Source organism: Chryseobacterium defluvii (assembly GCF_003634775.1).
GTDB classification, from domain to species: domain Bacteria; phylum Bacteroidota; class Bacteroidia; order Flavobacteriales; family Weeksellaceae; genus Chryseobacterium; species Chryseobacterium defluvii.
Genome location: NZ_RBXB01000002.1, coordinates 310,504 through 330,420 on the forward strand (window position 1 = coordinate 310,504; position 19,917 = coordinate 330,420).

Annotated in this window: 23 protein-coding genes and 1 tRNA gene; 15 read left to right on the plus strand and 9 right to left on the minus strand. The window is 36.9% G+C overall.

The features are described from left to right. The 9 genes from BCF58_RS08240 to BCF58_RS08280 all read left to right on the plus strand — a co-directional run bounded on the left by BCF58_RS08240 (position 1) and on the right by BCF58_RS08280 (position 7,676). Positions 1 to 639, plus strand: coding sequence for a murein L,D-transpeptidase catalytic domain-containing protein (locus tag BCF58_RS08240; protein WP_121461326.1), 639 nt, complete (start codon positions 1 to 3; stop codon positions 637 to 639). 145 nt (positions 640 to 784) lie between these two features. Further along, positions 785 to 1,564, plus strand: a complete 780-nt coding sequence (locus BCF58_RS08245; protein WP_121461327.1) for a hypothetical protein — start codon at positions 785 to 787, stop codon at positions 1,562 to 1,564. A gap of 211 nt (positions 1,565 to 1,775) precedes the next feature. Further along, positions 1,776 to 2,450 (plus strand): MarR family winged helix-turn-helix transcriptional regulator, encoded by a 675-nt coding sequence (locus BCF58_RS08250; RefSeq protein WP_121461328.1) that lies wholly within the window; start codon positions 1,776 to 1,778, stop codon positions 2,448 to 2,450. Between the two features lie 2 nt (positions 2,451 to 2,452). Continuing rightward, on the plus strand, positions 2,453 to 3,922 hold the full coding sequence (locus BCF58_RS08255) for a phytoene desaturase family protein (RefSeq protein WP_121461329.1): 1,470 nt from the start codon (positions 2,453 to 2,455) through the stop codon (positions 3,920 to 3,922). Between the two features lie 3 nt (positions 3,923 to 3,925). Beyond that, the gene (locus BCF58_RS08260) at positions 3,926 to 4,762 is read left to right on the plus strand and encodes a phytoene/squalene synthase family protein (protein WP_121461330.1); all 837 of its coding nucleotides are present in this window, start codon (positions 3,926 to 3,928) and stop codon (positions 4,760 to 4,762) included. A gap of 17 nt (positions 4,763 to 4,779) precedes the next feature. Beyond that, the gene (locus tag BCF58_RS08265; protein ID WP_121461331.1) at positions 4,780 to 5,250 is read left to right on the plus strand and encodes an SRPBCC family protein; all 471 of its coding nucleotides are present in this window, start codon (positions 4,780 to 4,782) and stop codon (positions 5,248 to 5,250) included. Then, on the plus strand, positions 5,247 to 5,705 hold the full coding sequence (locus tag BCF58_RS08270) for a sterol desaturase family protein (RefSeq protein ID WP_121461332.1): 459 nt from the start codon (positions 5,247 to 5,249) through the stop codon (positions 5,703 to 5,705). Before BCF58_RS08265 ends, BCF58_RS08270 begins: the two co-directional genes overlap by 4 nt. 2 nt (positions 5,706 to 5,707) lie before the next feature. Next, on the plus strand, positions 5,708 to 6,394 hold the full coding sequence (locus tag BCF58_RS08275) for a lycopene cyclase domain-containing protein (RefSeq protein ID WP_121461333.1): 687 nt from the start codon (positions 5,708 to 5,710) through the stop codon (positions 6,392 to 6,394). Next, a complete protein-coding gene (locus BCF58_RS08280) occupies positions 6,387 to 7,676 on the plus strand; it encodes a cryptochrome/photolyase family protein (protein ID WP_121461334.1) in 1,290 nt (429 codons plus the stop codon). Before BCF58_RS08275 ends, BCF58_RS08280 begins: the two co-directional genes overlap by 8 nt. Position 7,677: 1 nt before the next feature. Here BCF58_RS08280 and BCF58_RS08285 read toward each other — a convergent pair whose 3' ends face one another. Both BCF58_RS08285 and BCF58_RS08290 read right to left on the minus strand, forming a co-directional pair. Next, positions 7,678 to 8,487, minus strand: coding sequence for an anti-sigma factor (locus BCF58_RS08285; protein ID WP_121461335.1), 810 nt, complete (start codon positions 8,485 to 8,487; stop codon positions 7,678 to 7,680). Position 8,488: 1 nt separating this feature from the next. Further along, positions 8,489 to 8,965, minus strand: a complete 477-nt coding sequence (locus tag BCF58_RS08290; RefSeq protein ID WP_121461336.1) for an RNA polymerase sigma factor — start codon at positions 8,963 to 8,965, stop codon at positions 8,489 to 8,491. 363 nt (positions 8,966 to 9,328) lie between these two features. Between BCF58_RS08290 and BCF58_RS08295 the strand changes: the two genes are divergently transcribed. The 3 genes from BCF58_RS08295 to BCF58_RS08305 all read left to right on the plus strand — a co-directional run bounded on the left by BCF58_RS08295 (position 9,329) and on the right by BCF58_RS08305 (position 11,537). Beyond that, positions 9,329 to 9,898, plus strand: a complete 570-nt coding sequence (locus tag BCF58_RS08295; RefSeq protein WP_121461337.1) for a fasciclin domain-containing protein — start codon at positions 9,329 to 9,331, stop codon at positions 9,896 to 9,898. Between the two features lie 97 nt (positions 9,899 to 9,995). Continuing rightward, positions 9,996 to 10,703 carry a ferritin-like domain-containing protein gene (locus BCF58_RS08300; protein ID WP_121461338.1) on the plus strand — a complete coding sequence of 236 codons (708 nt, stop codon included), beginning with the start codon at positions 9,996 to 9,998 and terminating at the stop codon, positions 10,701 to 10,703. 24 nt (positions 10,704 to 10,727) lie between these two features. Then, positions 10,728 to 11,537: a ferritin-like domain-containing protein gene (locus tag BCF58_RS08305; protein WP_121461339.1), complete on the plus strand. Its 810-nt coding sequence runs from the start codon at positions 10,728 to 10,730 to the stop codon at positions 11,535 to 11,537. 210 nt (positions 11,538 to 11,747) lie between these two features. On the opposite strand, the gene BCF58_RS08310 is transcribed toward BCF58_RS08305, so the two are convergent. Genes BCF58_RS08310 through BCF58_RS08320 form a run of 3 tightly spaced genes read right to left on the minus strand, consistent with a single transcriptional unit; the run spans position 11,748 to position 13,165 of the window. Continuing rightward, positions 11,748 to 11,942, minus strand: a complete 195-nt coding sequence (locus BCF58_RS08310; RefSeq protein WP_121461340.1) for a cold-shock protein — start codon at positions 11,940 to 11,942, stop codon at positions 11,748 to 11,750. Positions 11,943 to 11,972: 30 nt separating this feature from the next. Next, positions 11,973 to 12,401 carry a cold-shock protein gene (locus BCF58_RS08315; RefSeq protein WP_121461341.1) on the minus strand — a complete coding sequence of 143 codons (429 nt, stop codon included), beginning with the start codon at positions 12,399 to 12,401 and terminating at the stop codon, positions 11,973 to 11,975. Between the two features lie 14 nt (positions 12,402 to 12,415). Further along, positions 12,416 to 13,165: a DEAD/DEAH box helicase gene (locus BCF58_RS08320; protein ID WP_121461342.1), complete on the minus strand. Its 750-nt coding sequence runs from the start codon at positions 13,163 to 13,165 to the stop codon at positions 12,416 to 12,418. 536 nt (positions 13,166 to 13,701) lie between these two features. On the opposite strand from BCF58_RS08320, the gene BCF58_RS08325 reads away from it, so the two are divergent. After that, entirely contained in the window at positions 13,702 to 14,649 is a 948-nt protein-coding gene (locus tag BCF58_RS08325; RefSeq protein ID WP_121461343.1) for a beta-1,6-N-acetylglucosaminyltransferase, read from the plus strand. 22 nt (positions 14,650 to 14,671) lie between these two features. Here the strand turns inward: BCF58_RS08325 and BCF58_RS08330 are convergent, their stop codons facing one another. From BCF58_RS08330 to BCF58_RS08340, 3 genes are all read right to left on the minus strand, one after another. Further along, a complete protein-coding gene (locus tag BCF58_RS08330; RefSeq protein WP_121461344.1) occupies positions 14,672 to 15,733 on the minus strand; it encodes a 3-oxoacyl-ACP synthase III family protein in 1,062 nt (353 codons plus the stop codon). A gap of 442 nt (positions 15,734 to 16,175) precedes the next feature. Further along, positions 16,176 to 16,255 (minus strand) — tRNA-Leu (locus tag BCF58_RS08335). A 66-nt stretch (positions 16,256 to 16,321) separates the two neighbouring features. Beyond that, entirely contained in the window at positions 16,322 to 17,089 is a 768-nt protein-coding gene (locus tag BCF58_RS08340; RefSeq protein ID WP_121461345.1) for an MBL fold metallo-hydrolase, read from the minus strand. A gap of 55 nt (positions 17,090 to 17,144) precedes the next feature. Here BCF58_RS08340 and BCF58_RS08345 point away from each other — a divergent pair, with 55 nt between their 5' ends. Next, complete coding sequence (locus BCF58_RS08345; protein WP_121461346.1) at positions 17,145 to 18,572, plus strand: TonB-dependent receptor; 1,428 nt, start codon at positions 17,145 to 17,147, stop codon at positions 18,570 to 18,572. A gap of 12 nt (positions 18,573 to 18,584) precedes the next feature. Continuing rightward, on the plus strand, positions 18,585 to 19,034 hold the full coding sequence (locus BCF58_RS08350; RefSeq protein ID WP_121461347.1) for a GAF domain-containing protein: 450 nt from the start codon (positions 18,585 to 18,587) through the stop codon (positions 19,032 to 19,034). Between the two features lie 52 nt (positions 19,035 to 19,086). On the opposite strand, the gene BCF58_RS08355 is transcribed toward BCF58_RS08350, so the two are convergent. Then, positions 19,087 to 19,821 carry an ABC transporter substrate-binding protein gene (locus BCF58_RS08355; protein ID WP_121461348.1) on the minus strand — a complete coding sequence of 245 codons (735 nt, stop codon included), beginning with the start codon at positions 19,819 to 19,821 and terminating at the stop codon, positions 19,087 to 19,089. Positions 19,822 to 19,917: the final 96 nt, after the last annotated feature.

A 19,917-nucleotide genomic window follows, 5' to 3' on the forward strand; every position in this document is an offset into this window, starting at 1 on the left:
ATGAAGACTTTTAGTACAATACTGGTCTGTCTTCTTTTATTCTCATGCAAGAGTGAATCCAGGAAAGAATATATTGCTGTTTCTGAAAATCAGGTTAAAAAGCCTGAAATCGATTTTACCAAAACAAAAATAAAAGCTGAAGAAGCCTTAAAGTTTTGTAAATCCAAAGGTTTCAGTACGGATTTTTGTATCCTTATCGATATGAGCCTGCATTCCGGGGTTAAAAGATTTTTCGTCTGGGATTTTAAGAAACAAAAGGTTTTGAAAAAATATTTGGTGGGTCATGGTTGTGGGATGAATTCATGGAGTAGGGATCAATCCAAAGATAAACCTCAATTCAGCAATGAGGATGGAAGTCATCTTTCGTCATTAGGTAAATATAAGCTGGAGGGTAGAGGGTATAGTGATTGGGGAATTAATGTAAAATATCTGATGCATGGCCTTGATGAATCCAATAGCAATGCTCTGAAAAGATTTATAGTATTTCATTCGTGGAACCTAATGAGCGATGAGGAAATATTTCCTCATGGATCTCCTGAAGGTTGGGGTTGTCCTACGATCTCCAATAATGCCATGCGGGAAATTGATCCCAAGATTCAAAATTCAGAAAAACCGGTCCTGATGTGGATTTATGAATAAGAAACGGTTCGTTTTTCATATTTTTGCAGTGATATGGCCCGTTTTCCCATTTTTTTACGAGATCAACGGAACATCTTTCACACCAAAATCTTAAACAATTAATAAATATTTTACAATGTACTCAGAAATTAAGAAGTTGAAACTCATGAAAAAGATCTTTTTTGTATTCCTTTTTTTATCGGTAAAATTTATAACCGCACAGGCGCCGGATAATTCCTTATATGGATATTTTGAAGAAAAAGGAAATAATACTTTTTATAAAAGCTTTAATTTTGATGGAAATGGAAAAGTGTTCATTGCTGATATGGATTACGGAGAATATTTTACACGTAATGACAGCCTTATCATCTATCCGGATAAAAGCATCTTTATCTTCAAAATTAAAAAAGATAAATTGATAGGTGCCTCTGAATGGGTTAAGAAAGGTACCTGGATCATCAATAAAGACAGTACACAAATCGGAAATAAGGTTATTTCTCCAAAATCTAAGGAAAAAGCCGAACTATTGGCAGAATACTATGATAAAACTAAAAAAAGTAATGACCTGGATGTATTGTTTTCAGATGAGTTTCCAAAAATTAATGAAGAGCTTTGTAATAAGGGACTTGCGAAAGCCTGTCTTAATCTCTTTGGACTAAAAATGCTTGAATATACACCCGGAATTTTGAGTGATGCAGACAAAATCGCATCCAAAAAACTAAAGCCTCATCCGGAATTAATCGCTCTTTCCAAAAAAATTATTGCCCTGGGTGAGCCGGAAGGTTATACGGTATTAGGTTCTTATTATTATACCTTAGGTTTACGAAAAGAAGCTTTTCAGATCTGGGATAAAGGAGAAAAGAATGGAAGCCACAAGTCCGGTATGGCAAAAGCAACGGTTGAGTTTGAAGAAGAATTACAAAAAGCCCAGCAAAAAGAAGAATAGCAATCAAATAGTTTGGCTATAAGAAAATTGAATGCATATTTTTTAATGGAGACTTTAGAATATTGATTAGTATTCCGTACTCATATAGTTATTCTGTAATTAATCATAACCTCTCTGGAAACAGAGAGGTATTTTTTTGTTTAAAAAAATGAATATAAATAAACTATATTTTATTTTATTTAGTATATTTGTATACTAATATTTATTTATCATGCATTACAATATCATAAAAGATGTAATTCAGTTACTTGATCAGTTTGAAACCGACAACAAGACTCAACATTATTCTAAAGATATTGAAGGGTTCAAAACCTGGATATATGATCAGAAAAAACAGCAGCAGGACATCGTGGAAGATGAGCCTTATTGGGAGGGTAAAGAACATGGCAGGTCTCCTGAAAGCGTGATTAGTACTTTGTTAGTACATATGAACAGATATGCCAAAACCTATTCAAAATCTGCTATTGCTGATTCGGATTTTGCAACGCAGGAGGATTTTATCTACCTAATCAATCTTAAAGCGTTTGGAGCGATGACCAAGATGGAGCTCATTAAAAAGAATATTCAGGATAAGCCGGTAGGGATGCTTATCATCAACAGGCTGATCAGCCAGGGATGGGTGGAGCAGAAAGATTCCGATGCGGATAAGAGAACAAAAATGATCACTATTACAGCAGAAGGTCTGGCTGCACTGGCCCAACAAATGGACAAGATCAGAAGTGCTACTCATATTGTGGCGGGTGATCTTGATTATTCTGAAAAGATGAGCCTTATCCGGATTCTGGATAAACTGGATAAGTTTCATCATCTGATATTCAGCAGGAATATTGACAGTAAAAACCTCATTGATGAGGTGTATAAGGAACATACATTTATAAAGAACTAAAAATGAAAAAGATTGCCATTATAGGTTCCGGATTTTCGGGATTATCCGCTGCGGCATATTCTTCAAAAGAAGGACATGAGGTCCATGTGTTTGAAAAAAATGAAAATGCAGGTGGACGCGCAAGGCAGTTCAGGACACATAATGGATATCTTTTTGATATGGGGCCAAGCTGGTATTGGATGCCGGATATTATAGAGTCTTTTTTTAATGACTTCGGGAAAAAGGCTTCTGATTTTTATGAACTGGTTCCACTGGATCCCCAGTTTGAAATGGTTTTTTCAGACACAACCATGAGCATTCCTCACAGGTATGAAAAAATGCAGGAACTTTTTGAAAAAACAGAAAAAGGAGCCGGTAAAAAGCTTGAAGCTTTTATGGAAGATGCACGGTACAAATATGAAGTGGGAATGAAGAACTTTGTTAATAAGCCTTGCCACTCCTGGTTGGAATTTGTTTCGCCAACCATTGTCAAAAGTGCTTTGAAGCTGGATCTGCTTACTAATTTCCAACGTTTTGTCAGAAAGTACTTTAAACATCCGAAGCTGATCATGCTGATGGAATTTCCTGTTATTTTTCTCGGAGCTTCTCCCAAAGATATACCCGCCTTATATAGCCTCATGAATTATGGGGGATATAAATTAGGGACATGGTATCCAATGGGCGGCTTTTTCAGGATTGTAGATGCTATGAAGCAGATAGCCTTAAGCAACGGTGTGCAATTTCATTTTAATGCTAATGTTCAGAGGATTGTTGTTGAAAATGGAAAGGCATCTTCCCTGATCGTTAACGGAAAAGCATTGGATTTCGATGTGATCATCGCTTCATCGGATTATCAGCACACCGAAAGCCAGCTTCTTCCAGAAGAATATAGAAATTATAAGTCAAACTATTGGAAAAATCTGACTTTTGCACCTTCTTGCCTTATTTACTATCTGGGATTAAAAGAGAAAATTCCAAATCTCAAGCATCATACTTTATTTTTTGAAAATGATCTGGAATTACATACCAGGGAAATTTATGAAAATAAGAAATGGCCTACAAAACCTTTATTCTATGCATGTTGTCCTTCAAAAACCGACAAGGATGTAGCACCGGAGAATTGTGAGAATGTATTTCTTTTGATGCCAATTGCCATCGGGATTGAAGATTCTGAAGGAATGAGAGAGAAATATTTCCTTGATATGATTGAACGATTAGAAAAACATACAGGCTCCTCCGGATTGTTATCTAAAATAGAGTATAAAAAAAGCTATTGTATCAAAGATTTTAAAGAAGACTACAATGCCTACGAAGGAAATGCCTATGGTCTTGCCAATACCTTATCCCAGACTGCTGTTTTAAAGCCATCTCTCAGGAACAAAAAAGTAAAAAATATCTTTTATACAGGCCAGCTCACTGTTCCCGGACCGGGAGTTCCGCCCTCTATTATTTCGGGCAAAATAGCTGCCGGAGAAGCCACCCATAAGAATTAAACTATGAAAAAATTATTTGATGAACTTTCTTACAAAGTAAGCAGGGAAACAACAAAGCTTTACAGCACCAGTTTTTCCTTGGGAATACTGGCATTGTCTCCAAGAATCAGGAATCCCATATATGCCATTTACGGATATGTTCGCCTAGCCGATGAAATTGTAGACAGTTTTCATGAACACGACAAAGAAAGACTACTCCGGAGATATAAAGAAGAAACCTTTCAGGCATTGGAGGATGGAATTTCCCTTAATCCTATTCTGCAGTCATTTCAAGAGGTGGTGCATGAATATAAAATCGATCATAACCTTATCAGGCAATTTTTGAAAAGCATGGAAATGGATCTTCATAAGATAGAGTATGACTCGGAATTATATAAAGAATACATTCTGGGATCAGCAGAGGTGGTGGGATTGATGTGTTTGCAAATATTTGTTGAAGGCAATACTGCGGAATTTGAAAGGCTTCAACCATTTGCTATGAAATTGGGTTCTGCTTTTCAGAAAGTTAATTTTCTGAGGGATATGAAAGATGATAGTCAAATATTAGGGCGTAATTACTTTCCTAATGTTGATATTTCCTATTTTGATAATAGGGTAAAGTCTGAAATTGAAAAAGAAATAGAAGCGGAGTTCAAAGAGGCCCTTGAAGGCATAAAGAAGCTCCCGGGTTCTTCAAGATTCGGAGTATATCTCGCATATCGTTATTATATTTCGCTTTTCAGAAAAATAAAAAAGACTTCTGCTCACAAGATCATCAATCAGAGAATAAGAATTTCGAATGGCAGGAAAATATCCTTGATGATGAGCAGTTATCTGCAATATAAAATATCACTTTTATAGTAATTTAAACCGGAATAATGGTACACACGCTTGTTAGAGAACAGCAGCTCAATTGCGATATAGATACAGCATGGAAATTTTTTTCTTCCGCTCATAATCTGTCTGAAATCACTCCAAAGGATATGGGATTCATCGTTCTTACGCCAATGAAGAAGGATGAGATTTATGAAGGAATGATCATAGATTATCACGTCTCTCCTTTACTGGGAATCAAGCTGGACTGGAGGACTGAGATTACTCAGGTAGACTTCCGTAAGAGTTTTACAGATTTTCAGAAGAAAGGGCCTTATAAGCTTTGGAACCATTTTCATGAATTTATCCCGAATGAACAAGGGGTTTTGATGATGGATACTGTTGATTATGAATTACCATTCGGGTTTTTAGGTGATATTGCGCATAGCTTGTTGGTCAGAAAAAAGCTCGATCATATTTTCGCATATCGCTATAAGGTGCTGGAAAAATTATTTAATAAAAAGCAGGCCTCATGAATTTCCTAATTGTCATAGGTACATTTTTTGCCATGGAAGGTGCTACTTGGCTGATCCATAAATATGTCATGCATGGCTTTCTTTGGGTGCTTCATAAGGACCATCATGATCACAGCAGCGATGGACCTGTAGAAAAAAATGATTACTTCTTTATCATATTTGCAGTTCCTACAATAGCGCTTATGTATTACGGAACCATTCAGGGGTTTAATTTTTATTTCTACATCGCCTTGGGAATTGCATTATACGGAATGGCTTATTTTTTTGTCCATGATATTTTTATTCATCAAAGGCTGAAAATCCTCCGTAATACACAGAATCCATATTTACTGGCCATCAGGAGGGCTCACAAGCAACATCATAAGCATACGGAAAAAGAGGAAGGGGAGTGTTTCGGATTCTTATGGGTTCCGGTAAAGTATTTTAAAATGTATTTCAACAAAAATAAATCATAAGAATGCTACAGTATACTTACCTTCTGATCAATTTTTTTACGGTAATCATCTGTTTTGTATTTTCTTTTCATCCTAAAATAAAATTCAACAGGCATTTCGGGGCATTCTTGTTAGCGGCTTTTCTTGTGGGAGCAGTCTTTATCACTTGGGATGCGTTGTTTACGAAAATGGGCGTGTGGTGGTTCAATGAAAAATATACATTAGGGTTGAAGCTTCTGGGGCTTCCGTTGGAAGAGATGATGTTCTTTATCAGCATACCTTTTTCATGCCTGTTTACCTATTACTGCCTGGATCAGTTTTTTCGTCTTGACTGGAAACCAATCCCGGAAAAAATATTCGTCGTGGTAAGTATCGTGATGGCGTTTAGCATAGCAGCTTACCATAATGAAAGAATATATACCTGCATTACTTTTTTTACAACGGCCCTTAGTATGTTTGTTTTATATTTTATGTTGAACGTGCGCTGGATCGGAAAAGCGTCTTTTATTTATCTGATATTAATGCCCGGTTTTATAGCAGTTAATGGAATACTTACGGGAACAGGGCTGGAATCCCCGATCGTCAACTATAATCCGAATGACTTCATGGGCATCAGATTTCTTACGATTCCTATAGAAGATACCGTGTACGGATATGAATTGATCTTATGGAATCTTTATTTTTTTCTAAAATTCAAAACGGATGAGTAAGATTCATGTTTTCTGGTTTCGCAGGGATCTCAGGATTGAAGATAATGTGGGATTGTATCATGCGTTGCGCTCGGGGGGCAAGGTGATGGCTGTCTTTATTTTTGATACGGATATTCTCAATAACCTGAATAACCGATCAGATAAAAGAGTGGATTATATTCATCAGGCATTGGAAGGAATCCATGAAGAATTAAAAGCATGCAACAGTGCATTATTTACCTATCACGGAAAGCCTTTAGATGTATTTGAGAAACTGATCAGCGAATATGATATTGATACTGTTTTCTGTAACCGGGATTATGAGCCGCAGGCAATACAAAGGGATAAGATTGTGGCCGGTTTTCTCAGAAAAAATAATGTAAAGTTTACAGATTGTAAAGACCAGGTTATCTTTGAAAGAAATGATGTTCTGAAAAATGACGGCTCTCCGTACACCATTTTTACTCCTTATTCAAAAAAATGGAAAGAAAGCTTATCAACAGAGAAGATTAAATTTTTTAAGGCTGAGATGAATAATTTTCTTCCTGTACAATCTCCAGAACATATTCTGAGCCTGAAGCATATCGGATTTGAGAAAACAGGAATGCAATACCTGTGTCCTGTATTGAATAAAAAAATAATAGATTCTTATCACCGGTACAGAGATTTTCCGGCAATGGATCATACGACTCATTTAGGGATTGCGCTCCGCTTCGGGACGATCTCTGTAAGAAAATGTGTGCAATATGCCTTACGGCATAGTGAAACATGGCTGAATGAGCTTATCTGGAGGGAATTTTTCATGCAGATCCTGTTTCATTTTCCTTATGTAGTCCATCATTGTTTTAAAAAACAGTATGAGAATGTGAAATGGAGAAATGATGAAAAGGAGTTTGAGTTATGGTGTACCGGAAATACCGGTTATCCTATGGTAGATGCCGGAATAAGGCAGCTTAATGAGACCGGATTTATGCATAACCGGGTAAGGATGATTGTTGCAAGCTTTCTTACCAAACATTTATTGATAGACTGGCGATGGGGGGAAGCTTATTTTGCGGAAAAACTGTTGGATTATGATCTTTCAGCCAACAATGGCAACTGGCAGTGGGCGGCAGGATGCGGATGCGATGCTGCACCTTATTTCAGAATTTTTAATCCTGAAGAGCAGACTAAAAAATTTGATAAGGATCTGGAGTACATCAAAAAATGGCTTCCGGACAATTATCGGGTTCCACCTGTAGTAGACCATAAAGTAGCCAGGGAAAGAGCTCTTGAAACCTATAAAAATGCGCTTATGGAGTAAATCAGATTTCACCCATTACATACATGTTTTCCATAGTTGGAACTTCACTTCCGCCTTGCTTTTCAAGCGTAATTGCGAAAGCCTGGGCTTTATCTATATGAGAAAGGGCAATTTTACTGTCTTTATCCTCAGTATACATACCTGCACTCACAGGCTTACCGTCCGCAATCGCCCAAAGCTGGTACTGCATTCCTGCAGGAGCTTTAGGAAGACTTTCCGCATTCAGGTAAACTTCTTTTGTACTTTTATCCCAAAAAACCACAGCTTTGGAGTCAGGGTGCTTTTCCACACCTTTCAGTTTCACCATTTGCATATCAGGATGAGACAGCATCTGCCATTTCTGCTGCATTTTTTGCAGCGCAATATCCTGAGATTGTTTTTCAGATTCCAGCTTTGTAATTTGTTTTTTGGTTTCGGATTGGCTGTTCATCCAAAATAGATGACCGGCAATACTGATTAAGAATAAGATGGAAGCTGCAATGGCATATACTTTCCAATTGTTGTTCCCCTGGATTCTTACCTCTTCCTGATCTTTGGCAGCCGGAATGTTTTTCGATACCACGGGTTTTATTTCTACAGAAGTTTGTTCCTGCTGAATTTTGTTCCAGATTTTGGATTTTAAATCATCAGGTGGCAATACGGCCTGAGCTGTAGCCAAATCTTCCAGCGTTTTCTGTGCTTCTTCAAAAGCCGCTCTTACTTCAGCATTATTTTTTATCACACACTCCAAAATCCCTGCTTCCTCGGGAGAAGCAAGACCTAGAATATAAGATTCTATAATTCCGGATGATATGTATTCTTTTGTGTTCAATTTATTGATAATCTTTTAATAAATCCTTTAATTTCATTAATGCATTCCGCATCTTCGTTTTTACTGTTCCCAGGGGGATCTTCAGTTTCTCGGATATTTCATTCTGGGTATATCCCTGGTAATATGCTAAATTAATAAGTTCCTGTTTATCTGTTTCAAGACTTTCGATCACGTTGTTAAACCCAATAAAATCGGAGGATGTATTATGCGTTGAAAGTTCTGCTGTGTTATATACGAAATCTGGAAGAGGTTGGTTTTTAAGCTCATTTTGGAAGCCCTTAGATTTCAAATAATCTATTGCTGTATTTCTGGCAATATTGATCATCCAGGTATAAAATCTTCCTTTAGTGCTGTCATATTGATGAATAGAGTTCCAGATTTTTACAAAAACATCCTGGATAACCTCTTCAGTATATTCTTTAGACTGTACGATTCTTAGTATGACCCCGTATAGTGCGCCGGAATAATGGTCATACAAATAATGAAAACCAGTTTCGTTTTTTTCTTTTAATAAAACGATAAGCTCTTCCTCGGAATAGGTTGTTTTAATAGTGAATGTTTTTTCAATCCAAATGTAATAAAATAAAACATATTACAAACAGAATCCAAAAGATCTTTTTCATCGTAAATAATTCAAAGGATTATTCATATGGTTATCAAATATGAAAATTGAGGCTAGAAATAACGTTCCCAATTTTGGGTTTTTATTTTGAATGAAAAATAAGTAGCTGATTTTTAATTGTTTAAATAATATTTAAAAATTTTTAAATCTGAAATTCAGCTTATCTCGTAAATCTATATAACAAACGAAATCAAATATCAAACTTAAAAAAACAACACAATGAACACAAAATCAAAAATCGCAGTCATAGGAATCGGATTCCTGTCACTGGTTTTTAGCGGGGAGGTAAATGCACAGATGATGAAAGAAAAAACCGTAATGGTAGGTGGTGCGCTCATGTACCCGTCTAAGAATATTATTGAAAATGCGGTAAACTCTAAGGATCACAAAACTTTGGTTGCAGCAGTAAAAGCAGCAGGTTTGGTGGAAACTTTACAGGGAGCGGGACCATTCACGGTATTGGCACCTACCGATGCAGCGTTTGCCAAACTTCCGAAAGGAACGGTAGAAAGCCTGGTAAATCCGGAGAACAAGAAAATGCTTACTCAGATACTTACCTATCATGTGCTTCCGGGAAAATACAGTGCCAAGGAAATCTGGGCAGCGGTAAAGGCTGGAAACGGGAAAAGTATGATGAAAACAGTAGCAGGAGAAGAACTTACATTCTGGACTAAAGGCAAAGATCTTTATGTAAAGGATGCCAAAGGGAATAGTGCAAAAGTGACTATAGTTGATGTAAATCAGTCAAATGGTGTTATTCATGTAATAGATACGGTTTTAATGCCGTAAAGGTTTATTAGTTTTCCGAACAGCATAAGTTTTTATGCTGTTTTCTTTTAAATCCGAACAGACCATATAATAATCAGACACTTAAAAAATAGCTATTATGAAAAAACTAATCAGTGTTTCTAATCAGGGAGCTACCCTGGATACCGGCAGAAGGAATTTTTTAAAACTCAGCGGCATAGGGTTGGCTATGGCGGGATTAGCGCTTGTGGGATGCGATGATGATGACTTTCAGGTTATGGATAATAAGGTTTTTGACCTTGGGCAAGGTGATGTTGGGGTTCTTAATTATGCGTATGCCCTTGAGCAGCTGGAAGCAGATTTTTATACCAAAGTGGTAAATAATTTTTACGCGGGAATTTCTACTATTGAAAAAGAACTTTTTACAGATCTTTATCATCATGAAGTCATTCACAGGGACTTTTTTAAGGCGGCTATAGGTGCTGCCACCACCCAGGTGCTTCCGAAACTTGAATTTCAATACCCGAATGTAAATTTTAACGACAGGAATTCTGTACTGGCCACTGCAAAAGCCTTAGAAGATACAGGGGTAGCTGCTTACAATGGAGCCGGAAAATATATATCGAATCCTGATTATTTGGTCATTGCAGGGAAAATAGTTTCTGTAGAAGCCAGGCATGCTTCTGCGATCAGGAATATCATTAATCCCGGCTCAACAGATTTTTCCGGAGATGATGTCATAGATGCCAACGGACTTGATCTTGCAAAAGAACCCAAGGATATCGTAATGGCGGCAGGAGGGTTTATAAAAACACCTTTCACCTGGAAAGAAAGAGGAATTGGTTAATTATTCACTTCAAAATCTATTATTATGAACATTCTTAAATTACTGGATAAGCTTTCTAACGATAAATTTTTTACAACGGAAGCCTCAAGGCTAAACTCCATTACGAATAGCTCTGCAATGGGACAAAAGGCAGCCATAGCCTCAATACCTCTGGGAGCCGCCGCGATGGCATCGGCAAAAACAGAAACAGTATATGCACCGGGACCCGGAACAACTTTTAAAACTGTTTTAACGGACGCTCTGCAACTGGCACTGGTACTGGAATATCTGGAAGATGAATATTACAGCATGGGGCTTTCTGCTTCAGGGCTTATTCCCAATGCCGACAGACCCGTGTTTATGCAGATTTCCAAGCATGAATCGGCGCATGTGAATTTTCTGAAAAGCACATTAACTTCCCTGGGGGTAACTCCGGGTACCAAGCCTACTTTTGATTTTACGGCCAGTGGGAATTTTTCCCCGTTTACCGATTATAATCAGTTTCTTATTCTTGCTCAGGCTTTTGAAGATACGGGAGTACGTGCATATAAAGGACAGGCAGGGAATGTAATGTCTAATAAGGTTGTTTTACAGGCAGCTTTACAGATTCATTCCGTTGAAGCCAGGCATGCTTCGCAGGTTCGAAGAATGAGGGCAAATAAAGGCTGGATAGAATTGGCAAACGGCGGGAATATGCCTGCCGCTACAAACCCGGTATACGCAGGCGAAGATAATATCAATCAGGCAGGATACAATACATCTAATGCTTTTGGAGCTGCAGCAGGTTCCGCTGCTTTTGATGAAATCCTGACGGGTAATGATGCTAATACAATTGCCTCTTTATTTATTGTATAAGGAGGCAGCAAAGTGGTAGGTGTGACCTTCTCCGAACCGGAGGAGGTTTTTCATTTATGAAAAAACCTCTCATTGTTAGATGAGAGGTTAAATGCAATATAAAAAATAAATGATTTTATTTATAGTAATGCGTATTTAGACCATATATCCGGATAGTTAAAATAAATAATGATTCCAACTTATCTTTCATAAATGATCAGAGAATTCAAATTATGCCAATCTTACATTGACAGCATTTAAGCCTCTGTCTCCTTGTTGTACATCAAAAACTACTTTATCGTTTTCACGGATCGATCTTGTGCTCAATCCTGAGGTATGTACAAAAATATCTTTACTCCCATCTGAAGGAGAAATAAATCCGAAGCCTTTTGCTTCATTGAAAAATTTTACGGTGCCTTGTTGCATTGTAATTATTATTAAAAATTGTTATTAAAATTATTTGACCAATTGTATGTTGATAGCGGAAAAGCCTTTAGCGGACTTTTCTTTCTCAAATGATACTTTGTTTCCTTTTTTTATAGGCTCAGTACAATTGTTGGTGTGGAAAAATACATTTTCCTTTGAACTGTTTTCGGTAATAAAACCGTAACCTTTATCACTGAAAAATGTAACAATGCCTACTTTTCGGACATCTTCTTCAGCAATTGGCGCAGCGCCCAGTTGTATTTCCGTGAGGTTTACCTCAATACGTTTTTCGGGAGGAGTAGAGGTTAATCTGCCGTACTCGTCAACATAAACAAGCATGTCGTCCAGATCTTTTCCTTTATTGTTGTTTTCCTTGCGCTCTTCCCTTCTTTGCGCTTTTTCTTTTTGTTTTTGAACTTTTTTCTTGAAATTTTCTTTTTTAGAGAAAGAATCCCCCATAAATTACTGTGGTTTTAATTAGTGTATTGAAATTTTTTATTTTGAGCAACAGGTATTTTAAAACCCATTGGCTTTTGATTATTCTTTAAACTTGAATCTTCCTCTTCATTACTTAATGAAGAAGAGGCTTCCTCTGTACCATTAATGACGATCTCAATCGGGTTATGTGATACAGTATTTGCCAGTTTCCTGGTATCCCTTTTCATTGTTTCGGAGAAAAATAATGTTTGTCTTTTCTGAGAAACAAGTTCCAGGACCTTTTTTACGTCATCTGCGAACTCTTTACCAAGCATTCTGTCAGCTTCATCCATCACCAGGATTTCTATTTTAGATAGGTCGATATGTCTTTGGTTAACAAGGTCCAGCAGTCTTCCGGGCGTGGCAATAAGAATATCTACTCTGGCTCTTAAAGCAGCCAGCTGGCTTCCGGCCAAAACGCCGCCAAAGATAGAAAGCTGGGACAATGGAAGATATTTACTATAAATTGTAAAATATTCTTCTATTTTCATTACCATTTCCCGTGTGGGAGTTAGTATCAGAGTACGGACTTCTTTATGTTCCGGTGTACTTTTCTTAAGGAGCTGCAAAACAGGTAAGGCAAAAGCCGCTGTTTTCCCTGTTCCTGTGGGGGAACATCCGATAATATCTCTCCCGGCTAAAATATATGGAATAGTCGCATCCTGTATTTCTGTAGGTTTTGAGTATCCTGCTTCCGTGACAGCACGAATAATGGGATTGATTAAATTTAAAGTTTTAAAACTCATTTGTAAATTGCCGGATATCCGATATTGTGTCACCAAACCTGTTAAGATTCGAATTGGTATATTCTATATGATGAACATGCATGAAATCATTTCAGTCATCATTTTGCTTTGCTTTACCTATGAAAATATTCCAAAGAATATAATGATGAGCTTGCAATGTGTATCTTTTCATAAGAGTGTACTTTAGTACAGCTCAATGAAATTTATTCTCTTGCTATAAGAGGTTTAATGTATAAGTAACAGACTTGATAGTCGCTTTTTCTTACTCTGAAGTTCAGCCTGCCGGTATAAATATTCATTCAATAAAAATTAATAGTTGAAAGTGGGCAGCTGAAAAAGCAAAACTGAAAGAAAAAATGGTATTTTAAACTATTACAGAATAGCAAAGGCAGAGGCCTGTTTATATATATTGCAAATATACAATAAAATAACGGAATAGCCACCAGTTTAATGAATTGATTATCAAAAATATATTCGTATATTTATCATATTAACCAAATTGTTTGCATGAAGCGGATGATTTTAATTCAGCCGTTATGCTAATTTATTCTCCTATAAGCCAGCCTCAACCCCGGATTTTAAAACAAGATTCTGCCCGGCATATAAAAATTGCTTATTTCATTATGGTGCATCATAAACCTGAAAGTTTTAAAGCAATGTTCCGGAAAATCTATACCAGAGACCAGTTTTATCTTGTGCATATCGATAAAAAGGCGAGTGAGGAGATAACGGATGAAATTCAGTTGTACTTGGTGCATTTTCCCAATGTATATGTTTTGGAAAGTATGAATATTGTTTCGGGGGGCTTCAGCATGATAAAGGCTGAGCTTAATGCCATGGAATTTCTGCTTAATGTAAATAATGAATGGGATTATTTTATCAATCTGAGCGGGGAAGATTATCCTCTTAAATCCCAGAATATCATTCGGCAATTTCTTACCATCAATAATGGAAGGAATTATCTTTTTTATTATGATCAGAAATTTTATCGCCCCGACACGCTTCAACGGATACAAAATCATTTTACGGAACTGTCCCTTAAAATTTCCGCTTTTATGTATAAAAGGGAATTTATGAAAGATGTGATTCCTTATATAGGCGGGAAATGGGTGATTTTTACCAGAGATACCTGTGCTTTCCTGACCCATAATAAAAGGGTGATGGATTTTGAAGATTATTATCTTCACACATTTTTACCTGCGGAATCTTTTTTTCAAACAGTTCTTATGAACACTTCTTTTAATGACATTATCGTTAATGATGATAAAAGAGCGGTAATAGGTAAATCTATATTTAATAAAAAGCAAAATTCCGATAATGTTATTGCGTATTTGAAATCCAGTAATCATCTTTTTATCCGGAAAGTAGACAAAACAACAGATGAGAATATTTTAAAATATCTTGATCAAAGCTATGACCTTCCTTTACAAGAGGTGGATGAAATAGAAAGGGAATTAAGAATAGATCATGATCAGAATAATTAAATTCACTTCCTATCTAATCCTCTTAGAACTTATATACGAAGGCATTGATGTTCATTCCCGCACCTACTGATGCAAAAAGTACAATGTCATTTTTTTCTATCCTGTGCTGCTCCAGCTCTTCTTTTAAAATCATGGTAAGCAAGGAAGGAATGGTTGCCACACTGCTGTTCCCCAATTTATTAATAACCATAGGCATAATATTTACAGGAGTTTGAACACCATATAGCTGGTAGAATCTGTTTACAATGGCTTCATCCATTTTTTCATTGGCCTGATGAATAATGATTTTACTTAACTGATCAATAGAGTACCCACTATTGTCAAGGCATTTCTTCATGGCATCCGGAACATGTAAAAGGGCAAATTCGTATATCTTTCTTCCGTCCATTTTTATATACTTGGTATCCGGACAACTTTCATTATTGTAAGATTTTCCAAAGTAGAGATAATCTTTTTCTTCCAGCGTATAAGAAGCGGATAAATGGGATTTGATACCCGAATCATCATCAGGGTTTGCTTCTACAACTACCGCACCGGCACCATCAGCATAAATCATACTGTCTCTGTCATGAATATCTACGACACGGGAAAGCGTTTCGGCACCAATGACTAAGCATCTTTTAGCTATGCCGGATCTGATGAACGCATTGGCTTGTATGATCCCCTCGATCCAGCCCGGACAGCCAAATAATACATCATAAGCGACGCAAAAATTATTCTTGATTTTTAATGTGTGCTTCACTCTTGCCGCAAGGCTTGGAACCATATCGGATTGCACGGTGCCAAAACGGACATCACCAAAATTATGTGCAAATATGATATAATCTAATGTTTCCGGATCTATTTTCGCATCTTCTATGGCAGCCTGGGCTGCAATTAACCCCAGATCTGATGTTACCTGTTGATGGTTGGCATATCTTCTTTCTTCAATACCCGTGATCTTTTTTAATTTTTCGGTAATGGAAGAATTGTTGTCCTGTAATGCAATTCCGTGCTCGTTGAGAAAAATATGTTTGTCAAAAAATAAATTGGTAATTGTTTCTGAAGGAATGCAGTTGCCAACACCTATGATTTTGCTTGTCATCTAAAAAAATATTATTTGTCTGGTTCTTTACTATAAAGTTGTGTGATCATTGCATTTTCTCAACCTGTTGTTAAGCAAAACCTCCTGCTGTTAACAAGAGGTCAATGAACATATAACTTGTTCTAACTTAAATGTTCGTTTAATAATTTATAAAAACATTGCTATTATCTGTTAATATGACTTTAATGGATTTTCCCCACGGTAATGAGGATAATAGAAATATAAAGTATAAATAGTGAAATAAAAGAGCTTGTGTTTTTTTATAAATTGTATTTCTACGGTTAAAGGTAGTTTATTAATAATGAATATTACTATAAAAAAAATATTTAAAGAAAATTAACAGAATTAATAATATGCTGTGAATATAAAGAAAGAGGTATTCCTTTTTGATTAAACTTAAATGAAAAACCTCTGAAAATCAAATGATTTCAGAGGTTTTTAGTACCCAGGACCGGGATCGAACCGGTACTCCTAAGAACTGGTGTTTGAGACCAGCGCGTCTACCAATTCCGCCACCTGGGCTGCTTTAAATTGGTGTGCAAATATAAAAACTTTTTTACTATTTAAAAATTTTTTGTGAAGTTTTCTTTAAAATTCTATTTCAAGGCCATCGTAGGCAAGATGTATTCCCGCTGGAAGTTCTTTATCTTCAATATCATGCAATCCCAGATGGTGGCTGATGTGCGTTAAAAATAATTTTTTAGGTTTCAGCTCTTTAAAAAGCTGGACAACATCAGGAAGGATAAAATGGGCAGGATGCGGATCAAATTTGCGGATACAGTTCAGAACCAATACATCCAGATCTCTTAATTTTTCTTTTTCCGTATCAGAAATAAAGTTGGCATCTGTGATATAAGCCAGATTTTTAAACTTATATCCAAATACGGTAATTTTATAGTGGATCACCTCAATCGGAGTAACCTCGGTATCTAAAATGGTGAAAGGGTGGTTTTCTATTTCATGAAGCTCAAAAGCCGGAGCCCCGGGATATCTTACATCCGTAAAAGCATAGGGAAAGCGGCTCTTAATTTCGTGTCCAACCCTTTGATAACAATAAATAGGCATATCTTTTCCGCTTTTAAATATAAGCGGCCGCATATCATCAAGCCCGATCACATGATCATTGTGTTCGTGGGTTAGAAGGGTAATATCTACGTGGTGCTCATGGTTCAGCAACATCTGTTGTCTGAAATCCGGGCCGCAGTCGATAAGTATTTTCTTGTTTTCTTCCGTGGTGATCATCACAGAAGACCGGAAACGGCTATCTTTCGGGTTATCGGACGTACATACCTCGCATGTACAGCCAATAACAGGTATACCCTGGGAAGTTCCGGTACCTAAAAATTTCAACTTCATTTTATTTTTGAGGTTGGTTTAATTTTGGTAAATTTACAAAAAATTTAATGTCGTAATGTATCAGAAACTAACTCCTAAACAAAAAGCATTAACAATTAATCTAGATCCTACCATTTATGGTACTTTCGCGGAAATTGGAGCAGGGCAGGAGACTGTTCGACATTTTTTCAGAGCAGGGGGGGCTTCCGGTACAATTGCTAAGGCAATGTCTGCTTACGACAAAGATTTCAGTGATGCCATCTATGGAAAAGAAGTAAAAAACAGATACGTTACCCAAAACAGACTTCGCAAAATGCTTCGCTACGAAGTAGCGTTGATCGAAGAAAGAATTTCCAGGGAAAACAATCCCAACAGAAAGTTTTTTTCCTATGCCAATACGGTGACGACCATTAATTTCGATAAGACCCAGAAAGGTCATGGCTGGGTTGGAATCCGTTTTCAGGTAGCAGAAAATGAAGATTATAACGAAATTGTTATTCACGTTAAGTTTAAAGAGAACGACGCTACTTTACAGCAGGAAACATTGGGGAATTTAGGAGTCAACCTTATTTTCGGGGCATTTACTTATTACGATAACCCAAGAAGACTCATCGAATCATTATATGATGATGTTGCTAAAGACAACCTGGAAATTGATATGATCGATTTCAGCGGACCGGCTTTCGCTTACGTAGATAACAGATTGATGTCTCTTCAGTTGGTAAAGAACGGAATGACGGATGCTGTGATTTTCAACTCAGCTGGGAACAACATGCTGCCTGCGGATATTTTGTATAAGAAAAATATTTTTGCGGTAAGAGGAAGCTTCAGACCGGTAACCAAAGTAAACATAGATATGCTTCAGAATGGTATCGATATGTTTCTGAAAGATGCTACCTGTACTCAGGAAGAAACGGAAATATTAATTGAGATCACCATTTCCAACCTTAGGGCAGACGGAGATATTGATGAAAGGGATTTCCTTGACAGGGTAGATATCCTGGGTAAATTAGGATATACCGTTATCGTTTCCAACTTCTCTGAATATTACCGACTCATTGATTATTTTGCTTCTTATACAGGAGGAGATATCGGAGTGGCAATGGGGGTAAATAACCTGTTGATGGTATTTGATGAAAAGTACTATAAAAATTTATCAGGTGGGATCCTTGAGGCCTTTGGGAAATTCTTCCGTAACGGAATGAGGGTATATCTGTATCCTTACAAAGATCCGGAAACCCATGAGCTTTTAGATGCATCCAACCTAAAAGTGGAAGAGAACCTGAAAGAGCTCTATAAATATTTCAAGCTGAACAACCGTATTGTAGATATCAAAAACTATAATCCGGAATTCCTGGAAATCTATTCCAGGGAAATATTGAGAAAAATTGCCTGCGGCATCAAAGGGTGGGAAAATCAGTTGCCCGAGGGTGTTGCAGAAATGATTAAAGAACGCGGAATGTTTGGCTACAAAGAAGAACTTTCCCTAAAACAATTCTCCTAAAAACAAAATATAATGCTAGAATTAAAGAAGAGGCTTTCTTCCATCCTTGAAAGTCCGAAACATAATACTGAAGAAAAGCTTCAGAAAGTTTGCCACCTGCTGGATCAGGAGATTCCTTATTTCAACTGGACGGGTTTCTATTTTAAAAATGGAGATAAGGACGAACTGATCTTAGGACCTTACGTAGGAGCACCTACAGATCATACTATCATCCCTTATGGAAAGGGAATTTGTGGGCAGGTAGCCGTTTCCAATGAAACATTTATTGTTCCGGACGTGAAATTGCAGGATAATTATTTAAGCTGCTCCATTGATACCAAAGCGGAAATCGTGGTTCCGATCTTTAAAAATGGTGTCAACATCGGACAGATTGATATAGATTCTCATACGCTGAATCCTTTTACCAAGGAAGACCTGGAAATGCTGGAATGGCTGTGCCATGAGGTATCCAAGATTTTGTAATCTGGGTAACAGATTTCGTTGATAAAATATTTCCGGTCCAGGCCGGAATTTTTTATGGCCGGGAATTTATTTCAGATATCAATTCTTTAAAATATTCTCCACATTTCGCAATATGTGTTCCATACCAGGAAAACGCTTCTCCATCTACGATCATAATTTTTTTCTCAGGATAAAAAGCTTTCAGCTCATCAATATGTTTTTCTTTGAACGGAAAAGGCTCGGAAGAAAGCATAATGATATCTGTTTCGGCCAAATCCTCCACGGTGATCTCAGGATACCGGGTTTTGTCTTTAAAGCTGTTTTCAAAACCTGTTTCCGTTAGAATATGATGAATGAAAGTATCTGAACCTATAGTCATATAAGGATTTTTCCAGATCAGGTAAGCGGCTTTTATTGGAGAATTGATCTTTGTCTGATTGAGAACTTCGTAAATCTTGAGATTATAAGCTTTCGCTTTTTCTTCCTGATGAAAAATGTTTCCTAAGTTTTTAACCAGGTAATAATTGTCTTCCACGGTTTCCACATGCGTTACCATCACTTTGAAGTCTTCCATCAAAGCCTCTACCTGGTCTTTGACATTTTCTTCTTTGTTGGCAATAATCAGGTCTGGCTGTAAGCTTTTGATCTTTTCAATATTGATATTTTTGGTGCCACCGATAATTTCTACCTTTTTGATCTTTTCATAAGGGTGAATACAGAATTTTGTTCTTCCGATAACTTCATTTTCCGTTAAACCTAAATCAAATAAAGCCTCGGTAATTGAGGGCACAAGAGAAACAACTTTCATTAATCAGACTTTTGCCTAAAATTACAAAAGTTTTGAACACTTTAGTTATTAGAGTTAAAAGAATAGCATTTATGAAGTACACATCAGTTTTTTTGA

Excerpts from the sequence above, each read along its gene's own strand:
- BCF58_RS08240 (WP_121461326.1), top strand. The coding sequence starts at position 1 with ATGAAGACTTTTAGTACAATACTGGTCTGTCTTCTTTTATTCTCATGC.
- BCF58_RS08245 (WP_121461327.1), top strand. The coding sequence starts at position 785 with ATGAAAAAGATCTTTTTTGTATTCCTTTTTTTATCGGTAAAATTTATA.
- BCF58_RS08250 (WP_121461328.1), top strand. The coding sequence starts at position 1,776 with ATGCATTACAATATCATAAAAGATGTAATTCAGTTACTTGATCAGTTT.
- BCF58_RS08255 (WP_121461329.1), top strand. The coding sequence starts at position 2,453 with ATGAAAAAGATTGCCATTATAGGTTCCGGATTTTCGGGATTATCCGCT.
- BCF58_RS08260 (WP_121461330.1), top strand. The coding sequence starts at position 3,926 with ATGAAAAAATTATTTGATGAACTTTCTTACAAAGTAAGCAGGGAAACA.
- BCF58_RS08265 (WP_121461331.1), top strand. The coding sequence starts at position 4,780 with ATGGTACACACGCTTGTTAGAGAACAGCAGCTCAATTGCGATATAGAT.
- BCF58_RS08270 (WP_121461332.1), top strand. The coding sequence starts at position 5,247 with ATGAATTTCCTAATTGTCATAGGTACATTTTTTGCCATGGAAGGTGCT.
- BCF58_RS08275 (WP_121461333.1), top strand. The coding sequence starts at position 5,708 with ATGCTACAGTATACTTACCTTCTGATCAATTTTTTTACGGTAATCATC.
- BCF58_RS08280 (WP_121461334.1), top strand. The coding sequence starts at position 6,387 with ATGAGTAAGATTCATGTTTTCTGGTTTCGCAGGGATCTCAGGATTGAA.
- BCF58_RS08295 (WP_121461337.1), top strand. The coding sequence starts at position 9,329 with ATGAACACAAAATCAAAAATCGCAGTCATAGGAATCGGATTCCTGTCA.
- BCF58_RS08300 (WP_121461338.1), top strand. The coding sequence starts at position 9,996 with ATGAAAAAACTAATCAGTGTTTCTAATCAGGGAGCTACCCTGGATACC.
- BCF58_RS08305 (WP_121461339.1), top strand. The coding sequence starts at position 10,728 with ATGAACATTCTTAAATTACTGGATAAGCTTTCTAACGATAAATTTTTT.
- BCF58_RS08310 (WP_121461340.1), bottom strand. The coding sequence starts at position 11,942 with ATGCAACAAGGCACCGTAAAATTTTTCAATGAAGCAAAAGGCTTCGGA.
- BCF58_RS08315 (WP_121461341.1), bottom strand. The coding sequence starts at position 12,401 with ATGGGGGATTCTTTCTCTAAAAAAGAAAATTTCAAGAAAAAAGTTCAA.
- BCF58_RS08320 (WP_121461342.1), bottom strand. The coding sequence starts at position 13,165 with ATGAGTTTTAAAACTTTAAATTTAATCAATCCCATTATTCGTGCTGTC.
- BCF58_RS08325 (WP_121461343.1), top strand. The coding sequence starts at position 13,702 with ATGCTAATTTATTCTCCTATAAGCCAGCCTCAACCCCGGATTTTAAAA.
- BCF58_RS08330 (WP_121461344.1), bottom strand. The coding sequence starts at position 15,733 with ATGACAAGCAAAATCATAGGTGTTGGCAACTGCATTCCTTCAGAAACA.
- BCF58_RS08340 (WP_121461345.1), bottom strand. The coding sequence starts at position 17,089 with ATGAAGTTGAAATTTTTAGGTACCGGAACTTCCCAGGGTATACCTGTT.
- BCF58_RS08345 (WP_121461346.1), top strand. The coding sequence starts at position 17,145 with ATGTATCAGAAACTAACTCCTAAACAAAAAGCATTAACAATTAATCTA.
- BCF58_RS08350 (WP_121461347.1), top strand. The coding sequence starts at position 18,585 with ATGCTAGAATTAAAGAAGAGGCTTTCTTCCATCCTTGAAAGTCCGAAA.
- BCF58_RS08355 (WP_121461348.1), bottom strand. The coding sequence starts at position 19,821 with ATGAAAGTTGTTTCTCTTGTGCCCTCAATTACCGAGGCTTTATTTGAT.